The sequence below is a fragment of the Pectobacterium sp. PL64 genome, assembly GCF_022477975.1.
In the GTDB taxonomy this organism is placed as follows: Bacteria; Pseudomonadota; Gammaproteobacteria; order Enterobacterales; family Enterobacteriaceae; genus Pectobacterium; species Pectobacterium jejuense.
The window spans coordinates 996,803-1,009,547 of sequence record NZ_CP092070.1 but is presented as its reverse complement, the minus strand read 5'-3'; the positions used below and the strand labels follow the sequence as shown (position 1 = coordinate 1,009,547).

Genomic DNA, 12,745 nt, shown 5'->3' with positions numbered 1-12,745 from the left:
ACCTGTTTTATGTAAAGATAAAACAGGAATTACGCGTATTATTTCCCCTCATTTCTAAAAAATTAGCAGGGACAGTTCGGGATCGTTTGAGAGTGGTATGGTATTACTGAAGGCATAAAGAAGACGAAACCCCAATCACCACCTCGATAGCGATAAGGGCCTATTGATCATTATCAGACAGGATAAAAGCGATCAGACTATGGCCTAGTGTATTCAGGCAACTTCGGTTCGGCGGCGGCCTTTGTTTTTTGCCCGATAAAGTGCCATATCGGCGGCCTTTAACCAGTCAATATATTGATCCATTTCCGGTGAAATCTCCGCAATGCCGACGCTGACAAACACCGCCAGCTGCGGGGTCTGGTTCAGGAACTTCAGCGACAAACTCTCCCGAATACGATTCACGGCGTCCAGCGCCTCTCCCGCGCTAGTCTGCGGTAAAATAACGGCAAACTCATCTCCGCCAAATCGTCCAATAACATCTGTTTCCCGAAAGCCGGATGTCAGTTCACGCGCCAGCAGCAATATCGCCTGATCGCCGACGTTATGCCCAAAGTTATCGTTAAAGTCTTTAAAATGATCGATATCAAACAGGACTAACGTCGCCGTACGCTTATAACGCTGGCAAATATCATACTCATGCTTCAGCAGACGTTCCCAGTGGTGACGGTTATAGAGGCTGGTCATCCCGTCATGAATACTGACTTCCATCAGCATACGTTTGTGTTCCGCCAGTTTCAGCGCGGTGGTGTAAGTGACATAACCCAGAAAGATCGGGTAGACCAGCAACATCGGTAGACAGGCATAAAGCTGTAGCGGTGTCGTATCCAGCGATACAGGTACGGCAAATAGCACAAGAACCAGCACACAGGCAACACACTGTAATACGATGCCCTGAACAAGCAGCTTTACGCCACCGCCAGCCGTACAGTTCATCCCTACCATTGCCGCAATCAGGGCACTGGGCAGAAGATTCATGCCCATAAACCCAATCCAGATGCCACCAAACACCACATCAATCAATAAATTACGCTTCTCGCACTGCATCGGGTCGCGTGACCGCAGGGACAGCGTGTAGGCAATGTGAGGCCAGATAAAGGTGTTAAGAAAAAGCAGCACCCATAATAGCGTCGGGATAGGTCGGGTAATCAGCACCGAGGAAATAAAGAGCGCGCACAGTATCGTACCGACAATCCGTGGAATATAGACTCGCTGGGAAAAGCGTAGCCCTGAGCGACGTACATCTACCGTCAAAAACGTCGGCGGCGAGGCTGACATAACGACCCCCATGCGGTTCACTAACAAATAGCGAGGAAAAAGAACATTATGGCTGAAAGCATGTCAGCAACAGTGAGCAATTTTTGAATTTATTTTGTTACATAACGAAACGAACGGATGTCGTCAGGGTTGGAGAGAGTAGCACGGATGTTATCGGTAGCTGGTATTACCCGTGACTTTCGCCCCATTCCGATTATTGCCGTAGACGTCCCCATCATGATAGCCCATGTTATTAAGCTGGAGAGGGCTGTAATCGGTTAATGTGAATGGTTAAAAACATGATCTCATCAGTGGTGAGATGGCAGGCGTAATTTTTTTCCACATAGTCATACACCTTCATCGCACAGGCATAGGCCCGCGGCATCAATTCGGTAATCCCCTGATAGATAGAGTCATCACCGTGGTTCACCGTTTCCCGATTTAACAAACGCAGAGCGAAAAATTTCAGATGTGTAATCAAACGTTGATAATTAAGAGAATGTTCATCGAACGTGATGTGTAGATCGTATTTCAGAATGGTCAGAATATCTTTAATAATCCCCGCGCTTTGCATCGTGCTCTGCATATCGCTGTTATTGGTCGCATTCGCCAAATGCAGCGCAATAAACCCCGCTTCATCCTCCGGTAAATCGATATCCAGTCTGCTGCGAATCAGTTCCAGTGCCTCTAACCCAACGGCAAACTCACCGCGATAGAACTGGCGAATATCCCACAGCATCAGGTTCTTGATCGTCTGCCCTTTCTTATGGCGTTGAATAGCAAAGTTAATGTGGTCGCTTAAGGCCAGAAACAGCGTGTCCTGCACATCAAGCCGCAGCGTTTTTTGCGCCAGCGTAATGATCTGCTGCGTGACCGCCAGACAGTCAGGCGGAATATCCGCCAGTAGTTGTGACAGCACATCCGCTATGCCGTCGCTTTTTTTCACGAACTGGCTTTCAATGCGCTGCGGGTCGATAGGGTCACCCACTTTCTTGCCAAAGCCGACACCTTTTCCAATTGCCACAATTTCCCGTTGGTCATCTGCCAGCACCAGAACGGCGTTATTGCTCAGTATTTTTTCAATGATCATCGCATCAGCCGTCCTGTCTGACGGGAAGGCACGCTGGCCTTCCCTACCGTTTAGCGCCTCAACGAGATATCGGCGAGGCGTCTTCTTTCATTACTTAGCTTCTGAGCTATCCAGCCCATTGTTTTTAATCACATCAGCATACCAGTATGCGCTTTTTTTACGGATACGCCGCAGATCTTTCAGATCGAACTCTTCACGGTTAACGTAAATAAAACCATAGCGCTTCGAGCATCCCTGATGGGTGGAAATAAGATCTAACGCCGACCATGGCGTGTAGCCGAAGACATCCACACCGTCAGTGATCGCAAGCTGGATTTGCTCAATGTGGCGTTGCAGATAGTCAATGCGGTAATCATCGTGAATCTCACCGTTTTCATCCAGCGTATCAAACGCGCCCAGCCCATTTTCCGTAATGATCAGCGGTAAATGGTAGCGATCGTGCAGCTCACGCAGCGTATTACGGAAACCAATCGGATCGATCTCCCAGCCAAAGGCATTTTTCTGCAACCACGGATTGGTTGCGCCACGATGTACGCCTTCTTCACCTGATTTCAGATGCTGGTCGCCGCCGCGCGCCGTTTCATCCTGTCCGTCATTTTTACTGGCTTCAACCGTTTGCGAGGTGTAGTAGTTAAAGGCGATGAAATCGGGTTTGGCCGATGCCAGAATATCCATATCACCAGGAAGAATCTCCGGCGTATAGCCTTTTTCTTCCATATAGCGCCAGGCCGCGGTGTTGTAACGCCCGTATACCGCCATATCCAGATACAGCCAGTTGCGGATCGCGTTATAGTTGAACGCCGCCATCACATCTTCAGGCTTCGATGAGGCCGGATAAATCAGTGCAATGTTGGGTGCCGGACCAATTTTCGCACCGGGCACTTTTTCATGCAGTGCATTCATCGCTTTTGCCTGCGCCACCAGCATGTTGTGGTTCTGCTGATAGAGATTCTGCTTCGGATTTTCCAGCGTAGGATCCAGTGTCCCCAACGCGGAACCGTGCAAAATCATCATGTTTTGTTCATTGATGGTCAGCCAGTACTTCACCTTGTCGCCGTATTCATCAAACAGCACGTTGGCGAAGCGCTCAAATGCATCCACCGTTTCCCGGTTATACCAACCGCCTTTTTCCTGTAACGCCTGCGGCAGATCGAAATGGTACATCGTGACAATCGGCACAATACCGTAATGCAGCAATTCATCGATAAGATTGTGGTAAAACGCAATGCCCGCGGGGTTTACCTCGCCGCTACCATCGGGAATGATACGGCTCCAGGCGATGGAAAAACGGTAGGTTTTAAAGCCGATATCGGCAAACAGCGCGACATCCTCCTTGTAACGGTGATAATGGTCGCTGGCGACTTTAAAGTCCGTTGTGCCCTCAGGATAGGACGTTCTGGCATCAATCACTGACGGCCCTTTGCCGTCTTCATTCCATGCCCCTTCAACCTGATAAGCCGATGTCGCCGCGCCCCATAAAAACCCTTCAGGGAAACGTTTAAGATGACGGTATTTCACGGTTTCTCTCCTTTTCTCAACGAAATGTCACTGATGTTATGGGTGGCACGCGATCGAGCTAGATTCAGGCAAAAAAAAACCTGATACGAACATGTCTGAATAACATGCGTCGTATCAGGTTTCGCTCGGGCCTTCGCCCGATCACGTCCTTCTTATCGGGTTATATCTGCTAACCGCCCTAGACTCAAACCGAGGTCGGGCAATCTGTGATGAATATCACCGATAATGTCCTCGTCTGAGCAGGGTGTGTCCCTGCACCAGTCCTCTCAGGCAGGCAAACTCACCGCTCGTGCTTCTCATCGCGGTCGTGCACGCCATTACCATTGAGCCTCACAAGCCGTTTCAATAGCCTTAGCAGTTTCATTCCATCCGGCGACCCCAACCCGGTGCAGGCGTCCCATCCTTCAGAGGCGACAAATGCCCCATTATTTCCCCGCACGATATCCTTGCAGCTATTACGATTACGGTACAGCAAGGGAGGGATAAACAGCGATGCCGAGTGGGTCAACGCCAGCATTCGCGCCAATAACCCTGCCCACAGCGGGGCAACCGCGCTGGTTCCCCCAACAACCCCTTCCCGTCCGTTAACTTCAATCAGATAGCCGGTTTCGGGATCGGCATTACCGCTGACGTCAGGCACGCCGCGGTGTTGCAAGGGATGATGACCGCCATATTTGTCGACCAGAGACATCCCTAGCTGCCAACCGGGCAACGCGAAATGCTGGCTAACGCCACCGCCCGTCGCGCTGCCGTCTCGGCTATGCCAGGTGGTTTCTTCCATCGATTTTTGCAAGCGCGTGCCGCCACAGGCTAAAACGTAGGGGCTGGATGCCGGGAAATCGACGTGCAAACCATGAGGTTCACCATCCTGTGAGCCATGATCGCCAGACGCCACACACACCGTAATCCCTAGCGCCGCGGCGGTTTGAAAGGCCTGGTTGTACACCTGTAATGCTTGCGCGGTCCATTCTGACTCGCTGGCTCCCCAGCTAATCGAAATCACCGACGGCGCATTTTTCTCATCATGAATCGCCGCGTTAATCGCCTCTAAAAACCCGGCATCGGTATTCGGCGCAAAATACACCACCACTTTAGCGGCGGGTACCAATGTACCCGCAATCTCGATATCCATCTGCACTTCGATATCAATCGGGTTCACCTCTTTGTCGTCATCTGACGAAGCAAGGGCATTCTTAGCGCCACCGACACAAACATCGACGATCTGCGGCGGGTTGACGCCCATTCGCTTAAAATAGTGCTCCAACTGCGGTAAGCGATATCCGCCCCCCAGTTCAATAATGCCGATGCACTGCCCCGCACCGTCATGCTCCGGGAAGTGGTATAGCTCTGCCAATTCGAGCGGCGTATAGCCCGACAGACGCTTTGCCGTAGCAGAGAACGCGTCATTCATACGCAGGTAACAGTTCGATGCAAGACGCTCATCAAGGCCTAATACGGCGATCACCACGCCCTGTAGGTATCCCGGCAGATAAATTCCCCCCGCTCTGCCACGAAATGCCCCGTGTTTGTGGTCATACCGAGCTAAGCTCACGCGAAACGCCTGCTCCATTTGCTCCACCGTCCCCGTCAAGAAGACGGTACGGCTGGCCGCGTGTTCACGCTCGACAGATAACTTATAATGCCGCGCAAATGCACGCACATGCTCGATATCGGCCTCATCAGCGCTGAATTTTCTGGCGTAGCTGGCTCTCGATAGCGGTTTATTGGCGCTGATACCGCCAAATTGCGGATCGATGCTATCGTGTAGTTCGGTGTAGTACTCATCATCTGGCGTCGTAAAACGCAACACCAGCATAACTCTAACATTTTCATTAACATCGCAGCGTTCGCGGTACACGGCGTCAGCGATATTTCCGCGTTCACTCCCTTTCAATAATTGGTAAGTCATCGTCTTCTCTCCACTCAGCTATTTGCCGTCTGGTTCAATTTGACTCAATGCCGCATAAATCTGGCGTTTGTCGTTCTGTGACAGATGCTCAACATTAATAGAAGAAAGAAATGTAGCCTCTTGCTGGGGCGTAAAATGCCCGCCATTCGCAAGATAACGTTTAATACTCACCAGGAGCTGGTCATCAATTGTGAGTAGCGTGGGTCTAATGGTGTCGTTCAGCGAAAGCGGCGTCCAGTCGCTCTCCGGTGTCGCAAGCCAGTCCGCCATGTAACGATACTGAATCGCTTTGCTGGCATTCATTAATGAAGTAAAAAACAGCTGTGTACTCTGAGGGGATAAACCAACGGCAGCAGATTTATCCCGTGCCTTACTCAAAATACGTTCCTCTTGTTTTAGATCCTCAACGGGCAGGTGTTGACGGGCCTTGTACCCCGCGACATCTTTCATCAACACCATCCGCTCCTGAATCAGTTGATAGATACCAAGAGGATTGTCCTGCGCTGTGGCATAGAGAGGAACACACCAAACAGAGCTCATCATTAACGAGATAACGGCGGAAATAGGCAAATTCATCGGGTTGCACTCTCCTGTTAGCACTACCATGAAGATTTATGGCTATGTTTTATTTCACCATTGCGGCAGGAGATAATAGGTTTCGCTATATGAATCTTCCATGACGAAACTATTTCAATCATTACCCTCAGGACACACTTCGTCTTAAAAATGCCCCGACTCGTCACGACGATCGTGGTTAAGCTATTAAATTATCATCAATTTATGGCTAAAGACTCAGAAGCGTCATCCGCAGTACGACATGATTAAGATACAAACGATAACCAAATGAAATAGTTCACTTTGGTTATCAAATGGATTTACTCCGCAAAGTAAACACGCACAAAAAAGCCCGTCACGGCACTCGGCGATGACGGGCTTGATTAACACCCTAAACGAACGGAGGATCGATTAGTGTTCGGTTAGACCATACAGTGAGCTGCGACGCTGTAGCATCTGACCACCGTCGCGCGTCAACGGTACCCAACCAACGGCTCCACGTTTCACCGTCGGCTCGGTGAACAGCAGATCAAACGGTATCGAGACGTAGAAGCCTTTAGTAAAGCTTCCTTCACCATATTCAGCGGCGCTGACGTTGGTTTTAGTCGCAAAGGCACCCGCTATGATTCCGCTATCAAAGCGGCGAGACAGATCGAGAGTGACCCCTTTGTCCCCGGCCAGATAACGACCCACGCTCACCTTCGCTACCGCACCTTCAACAAACGGCAGTTCCCAGTAGGCGGTCAGATGGCCTGTCACCACATCGTAATCGGCCATACGCATGATGTCGTTCCAGTCACGCTGTTTGACATAGTTCACATCCATCCCCAGCGCCCAACTTTTACCGAACGGACGATACAGCACTTCAGATCCGACACCTGCGTACATCATTTCCAGATAGCCGCCGTAGACCTGGGTATACCAGTCCTGCGCGGGATTATCCCTGCGGGTCAATTGCAGATTGGTCAACATCAGATCCGAAGAGGTAACGTATTCACGCACCCAGGTTCTGACACGCGGCAGCGCAGCGCCGTCTGCTGGTGGCGCTTTAAAATTGAACTTGTCGTAGTTATTCACCAAGTTCAGCGTCGCGGTTCCACCTACGCTCCAGTGATCGCTCAGGCGATAGTCCACGTTGCCTTTCAGGGCGACCTGATACATGTAGAAGGATTCAGGGCCACCGAAAGACTGCGTCAGCGTTGGGTCTAATGAATACGTCAGACGATCGGGCTCTGCGAGCAACACCTGCTGACCACGCACGTCGGATACCGGCTCTTTGCGATGCGTGACAGGTTCCGGTTGCCCCAGTGGAATAGCCGCCTGTTTAACCTGATGGAAAGGTTTGGCATCGACTTCCGTGCTGGCAATCGGTAAGCGCTGGCTGCGCTGAACAATGTGGTATTCGTCAATACTGCCCGGGACATGGTTTGCTAATACCGTAGCCGCACGCTGCGTCGCCTGTTCGCTATCACGATACTTGGTCTGCTCGGCAACAATGGTGACCTGCTTTTGGTCCGCGTAAATATCGGCGTCCTTAAAGCCGGCCTTATCGTTCAGCTCTTTCGAAACGAGCTGCCAGTTTGTGCCTTTGCCATCCTGCACTGGTGCATAGACAGGTGGCGCATCGTCTAAATAGTTCGGCTTCAAATCGTTGAAATTAGTGCGTAAAGTAAAGCCCCACATCAGGGTATTGCCACGCTGCCACGATAACGTGGTATCTAGCACATCGCCGACACGATAGACCGCACCGATGTTAAAGGGGGAGTCCTGTTTGATTTTTTCACTACGTCTACTGCGATCCGCAGCCTCACGACTATAATCGTTACCGTCATACTCAATTTTCAGGCGCAGCGGATCCCAAGGCGTCTGGTACTCAACGCCACCAAACAACGCTGCAGGGCCATGGAAGAAATTGCCTACCTCAAACTGGCCGGTTTCTGTATTCTGAGTCCGATTACAGAAGCTGGCTTTCAACGAACAGGCAGGATTTTTAATATTCCCACTCTCCGCCATATTGCCCCACCCCATACCTAGGGTGAAATCAAATGGGCCCATACGCTTACTGGCTACAACATATTCGCTATCAAACAGCCCAGTACCGGCAATATCTCGCAACCCCAGCGACACATCCGGCATCCAGTAGCTTTCCTGCCACAAGCGGGCTTTGACATCAAATGCCTTATCTTTGTAGGTTTGACTACCACTGAAATTAGGATCGTCACTGTAAGGGAGAGTACGAATATCGGTATAACGTACCGTCGTTTCCAGCCAGTCAAAGAGCTGGAGGGATATGGAATAACGCCGATATTCTTCGTTGTCACGGTAGTTCAGACTAAATTCGCCCGTTTTCGCCATACGCGCCGTAGGCATCTGTAGCAAACCTGTGCCACCGAAATCAGACTGTGATACCCCCGCGGGCTGAAAGCGCAGATTCGAGTTGGTCGCAGTACGGCTGCTTTCGGTTTCAGCCGCCATCGCCTGTGCACTCAAGATGCTGCCAATCGCCAACGACAGACAGCCTAGTTTAACGTTTCTATTCTTTGTCATTCGAGTGGCGTCCGGTTAGCGAGGTAGTCAGCAAGCTGATCGTTGAGTGATGACATATCCTGTGGCAAAACTGAGGGATTAAAACCAATAAAGAGCGTTTCGCCCGCAGCGGGTTCGACGTGCTGGCGGTTCCATAACGCCAGCGGCACTTTGCGCCACTTGCCGTTGCCAGCAATCAGATAGCCATAGCTATTATCCGCCCCCGCGAGAAGTCGACGTCCAGAGAGATAATTTTCGACCGACCATCCGGCACGCAGCGCCACTTTCCCCGATGTCTCCAGTTCTCCCACATCAGCGGCGGTATTCACCAGACCGATCAGGGACAGTTTGTCATCATGAGATGCCACATACAGTGCATATTCCCCCACCAGAGGGCGATTATTTTCTACATAGACACGCACGCGGTCAGGATCCAGATCGGTACGGATACGACCCGCAACATTAATCGGGTTAATGGTCTTTCTCAGTAACCAGGCAGAGATCGCCAGATCGCCATCACCTGAATTACGCCAGCGCGTTTCCAGTTCAGCCAGCTTTTGCAGCAAGACATCCCTTTGCGCACGAACCTTCTGTGTCGTCGCAAAATCAGAAATAAACGCCGTTTGCCAGTTGATATTCTGTGGCCAGGGAACCTGTTCGTAAAATTTTTCAAGGCGCGTGCCATCATCCAATTTGACGACGGCGATCGTCTGTTGAGGCGATTTCACAGTCAACTGCGCAGACGTCGCAACACCGGAAACCAGCAGCAACAAGGTAGCGATACGATTGAGTGCCAACATTGCAGCCCCTTATTGGACGTAGGGTTTTAATACGGTGAATTTGACCAATGCCATATCTGGCCCCATATACTGCTGGCTTTGAATGACATTTCCGTTAGTCGGATCGAGCCAGTAGCTATTGGTGTAAGATTCATTCAAAGCAGGGACGGTCACCTGCTCATCAAAACGCAGCAGCTCACGCGAGGTATCCAGAATTTTTACGGTTTCTTTGCCACGGGCCTGAAAAACGGACTGGGTCTCGTAACCACCGCGGAAGACTTGAGACCACTCAACCCGGCTCTGCCATGTCATTGGCGTTGATGTCTTCAATAGACCTAACGTCAGGGGATCTTGTTGAAGGTTATCCACATAGGTAATGTCTTCACCGAAGCCCTGCGTTTTCACTAAACGACCATGCTGGGTCGCTACCATATTTTTATCAGCCCCAATCCACTTCAACTGGTTCTGTTCGGCAAAAGCGAGCACAACAAACGCCTGTGGTGCTTTACCCACTTTTAGATAGGCCGAGGCATAGGGCGTGTTGGCAACCTGTTTGGCCGTCACATGGGTATCATCCTGACCAAAAAATGCCAGTTTGAACGTTTTCCCCACCTGATCCACATTCTGGGAACAGCCAGTCAACACAATCGATAAAAGAGGTATGGCAATCAGCGAGCGTAATTTTGCCATTCGTTTTATTTTTGTCATGAAATGCAGTTCTCGTTGAACAGCGCAGCCTAGAAAAAGAAAGGCCACCGAAGTGGCCTTAGAGTTGAAACGAACTTAAGTACGAGTCGTTGTACCAGTCGCAGTCGCTGGAGAGCTATCATCGTTGCTGGAAACAGCAACAGCAACACCAACAGCAACAGCGGCAGCAACACCCACAGCAATCAGTGCAGTGGTACCAGCAGCAACACCAGCACCCGCAGCACCAGCGGCACCAGCAACGCTTGCGCCGGTAACTGTGGTGGTAGTAGTACCAGTGGTCGTGGTGCCAGCAGCCGTAGCGCTGGAGACGCCATCAACAGCAAACGCGTTTGACGACATGGCCAGAACAGCGGCCAGCGTGATTAACGTTTTCTTCATTACGATTTCCTTTTTAACATGAAGTACTTCAGGGTGGGGTACCGTCGAAAAGACCATACCCCGTCCTTCATTCCAGCCAGCACAACGGCAAACTGATTTAGTTTTGCGTCGTTACCAACCGTTACCGGGATCCTCCCAGTAATGAGTTACAGTTCAATGGCGATAAAACCACCTCTGATAAGCAAAACTACAACTCAATTTTTGCAACACCGATAAAAATAGCAAGATCCCGATGTAATAAACAGCAATGATCTCGGTAAAAAAGCAGATTTCTTTAATGAAATTTACAGTATTCTAGGAAAAAAGTCATAGATATCCTAACGATATCAATCCACTAATTCATCAATACGAAAAACGCCAGATATTTCCTAATCTGGCGTTTTATTAACAAACGGCACTATTTAATCATAAGAAACGACTATTCCAGCCACTCGGTATGGAATACGCCTTCTTTATCCGTACGCTTATAGGTATGCGCACCGAAATAGTCACGCTGAGCCTGAATCAGGTTAGCAGGCAACACGGCTGAGCGGTAGCTGTCGTAATAAGCAATGGCCGCAGAGAAGGTTGGCGTCGGGATGCCTTGCTGAACGGCGTAAGAGACGACGTCGCGCAGTGCTTGCTGGTATTCATCAGCCACGTTCTTGAAGTAAGGGGCCAACAGCAGGTTAGCGATATCGGCTTTCTGCTCGTACGCATCGGTAATTTTCTGCAGGAACTGTGCACGAATGATGCAGCCAGCGCGGAAAATCTTGGCGATTTCACCGTAGTTCAGATCCCAGTTGTTCTCGTCTGATGCCGCTTTCAGCTGTGAGAAGCCCTGAGCATAAGAAACGATTTTACCCAGGTACAGCGCACGGCGCACTTTCTCAACAAACTCGGCTTTGTCACCACCGAATGTCTGAGCCGTAGGGCCAGTCAGCACTTTAGAGGCAGCAACACGCTGATCTTTCAGTGAAGACAGGTAACGGGCAAAAACGGATTCCGTGATCAGAGACAGCGGCTCGCCCAGATCCAGAGAGCTTTGGCTGGTCCATTTGCCGGTGCCTTTGTTAGCTGCTTCATCCAGAATCACATCAACCAGATATTTACCGTCTTCATCTTTCTTCCTGAAGATATCGGCAGTGATCTCAATCAAATAGCTGCTTAGTTCGCCTTTGTTCCACTCAGAGAACGTCGCGGCAAGCTCGTCGTTGCCCAGATCCAGTGCCTGTTTGAGCAATGCATAGGCTTCAGCAATCAGCTGCATGTCGCCGTATTCAATGCCATTATGCACCATCTTGACATAGTGACCTGCGCCATCAGCGCCAATGTAGGTCACACAGGCTTCGCCATCAGCACGCGCGGCAATCTGTTCCAGAATCGGAGCAACCAGCTCATACGCTTCTTTCTGCCCGCCAGGCATGATGGAAGGCCCTTTCAGCGCGCCCTCTTCCCCACCAGATACACCTGTACCGATGAAGTTAAACCCTTCAGCGGACAGTTCGCGGTTACGGCGAATCGTATCTTTATAGAAGGTGTTACCGCCATCGATCAGAATATCGCCCTTTTCCAGGTAAGGTTTCAGCGATTCAATCGTTTTATCGGTTGCTTCACCGGCCTTCACCATCAGCAGAATACGGCGGGGTTTTTCCAGGGATTCGACAAACTCTTCAACGGTGTAAGAAGGCACCAGTTTTTTACCCGGATTTTCCGCGATAACTTCATCGGTTTTATCGGAAGAACGGTTAAAGATGGAAACGCTATAGCCACGGCTCTCAATGTTCAGCGCCAGATTGCGCCCCATCACCGCCATACCGACAACGCCAATTTGCTGTTTGGACATTAAAGCAACTCCTGTCTGAAGGATAACCTGCCTGCAACGGCGACAACGCCTCGCATTGCGACCTCGCAAGCAATTTAAAAACAGGCCGACATGGTAACTCAGCTTTGCGTGAGTGGGTAGTGATTGGTTTGATAGCGAAAGCTCACCCAACCGGAACGTATGGTGGGAAAAAGAAAAAACCGCAGAACGATTCAACGATCTGC

The 12,745-nt window shown here is 50.4% G+C and carries 10 protein-coding genes; all 10 read right to left on the bottom strand.

Annotated elements, in window-relative coordinates:
- Nucleotides 1-213: 213 nt before the first annotated feature.
- Nucleotides 214-1,275: a diguanylate cyclase AdrA gene (gene adrA / locus HP572_RS04415; protein WP_240584866.1), complete on the bottom strand. Its 1,062-nt coding sequence runs from the start codon at nucleotides 1,273-1,275 to the stop codon at nucleotides 214-216.
- Nucleotides 1,276-1,507: 232 nt separating this feature from the next.
- Entirely contained in the window at nucleotides 1,508-2,344 is an 837-nt protein-coding gene (gene licT, locus HP572_RS04410; RefSeq protein WP_205552389.1) for a BglG family transcription antiterminator LicT, read from the bottom strand.
- Between the two features lie 90 nt (nucleotides 2,345-2,434).
- The gene (locus tag HP572_RS04405; protein WP_205552390.1) at nucleotides 2,435-3,862 is read right to left on the bottom strand and encodes a glycoside hydrolase family 1 protein; all 1,428 of its coding nucleotides are present in this window, start codon (nucleotides 3,860-3,862) and stop codon (nucleotides 2,435-2,437) included.
- A gap of 280 nt (nucleotides 3,863-4,142) precedes the next feature.
- A complete protein-coding gene (locus tag HP572_RS04400; RefSeq protein ID WP_240584865.1) occupies nucleotides 4,143-5,771 on the bottom strand; it encodes a protease pro-enzyme activation domain-containing protein in 1,629 nt (542 codons plus the stop codon).
- A gap of 18 nt (nucleotides 5,772-5,789) precedes the next feature.
- Nucleotides 5,790-6,347 carry a chorismate mutase gene (locus tag HP572_RS04395; protein WP_240584864.1) on the bottom strand — a complete coding sequence of 186 codons (558 nt, stop codon included), beginning with the start codon at nucleotides 6,345-6,347 and terminating at the stop codon, nucleotides 5,790-5,792.
- 390 nt (nucleotides 6,348-6,737) lie between these two features.
- Nucleotides 6,738-8,873: a YjbH domain-containing protein gene (locus HP572_RS04390; RefSeq protein WP_240584863.1), complete on the bottom strand. Its 2,136-nt coding sequence runs from the start codon at nucleotides 8,871-8,873 to the stop codon at nucleotides 6,738-6,740.
- On the bottom strand, nucleotides 8,870-9,652 hold the full coding sequence (locus HP572_RS04385) for a capsule biosynthesis GfcC family protein (RefSeq protein WP_240584862.1): 783 nt from the start codon (nucleotides 9,650-9,652) through the stop codon (nucleotides 8,870-8,872). Before HP572_RS04385 ends, HP572_RS04390 begins: the two co-directional genes overlap by 4 nt.
- A gap of 9 nt (nucleotides 9,653-9,661) precedes the next feature.
- Complete coding sequence (locus HP572_RS04380) at nucleotides 9,662-10,339, bottom strand: YjbF family lipoprotein (protein ID WP_305852616.1); 678 nt, start codon at nucleotides 10,337-10,339, stop codon at nucleotides 9,662-9,664.
- A 75-nt stretch (nucleotides 10,340-10,414) separates the two neighbouring features.
- Nucleotides 10,415-10,717 carry a hypothetical protein gene (locus HP572_RS04375; RefSeq protein ID WP_240584860.1) on the bottom strand — a complete coding sequence of 101 codons (303 nt, stop codon included), beginning with the start codon at nucleotides 10,715-10,717 and terminating at the stop codon, nucleotides 10,415-10,417.
- Nucleotides 10,718-11,135: 418 nt separating this feature from the next.
- Nucleotides 11,136-12,542 (bottom strand): NADP-dependent phosphogluconate dehydrogenase, encoded by a 1,407-nt coding sequence (gene gndA / locus HP572_RS04370; RefSeq protein WP_240584859.1) that lies wholly within the window; start codon nucleotides 12,540-12,542, stop codon nucleotides 11,136-11,138.
- Nucleotides 12,543-12,745 lie beyond the last annotated feature (203 nt).